We start from the raw sequence: 270 nt of genomic DNA on the forward strand, positions 1-270 counted from the left end.
CTGAGGAATTTCAAGGAAAGAATCAATATTCGGCAGCGCTTCATCGCTTATTCCTTCCACTTCATTTCCCAAAATCACCGCGTATTTTTTTGTTTGATCGATGGTAAAATCTGTGATCATCTGGCTGTTGGTTGTCTGCTCGATTCCCACGACTTCAAATCCCTGAGATTTTAAATCATTAATGGCGGTATTAATATCATTTTCATGACTCCAGTCTACGCTTTCCGTAGCTCCCAAAGCAGCTTTATGGATTTCGCGGTGTGGCGGCTG

Annotated in this window: 1 protein-coding gene; it reads right to left on the minus strand. The window is 42.6% G+C overall.

Annotation, left to right across the window (positions count from 1 at the left end; translation table 11 throughout):
• Nucleotides 1–270: TrmH family RNA methyltransferase (locus ACS2QP_RS27780; RefSeq protein WP_438883068.1), on the minus strand; the 270-nt coding region annotated here is incomplete at both ends.

Origin of the sequence: Bacillus cereus group sp. Bce019 (assembly GCF_051781745.1) — a bacterium.
In the GTDB taxonomy this organism is placed as follows: Bacteria; Bacillota; Bacilli; order Bacillales; family Bacillaceae_G; genus Bacillus_A; species Bacillus_A cereus.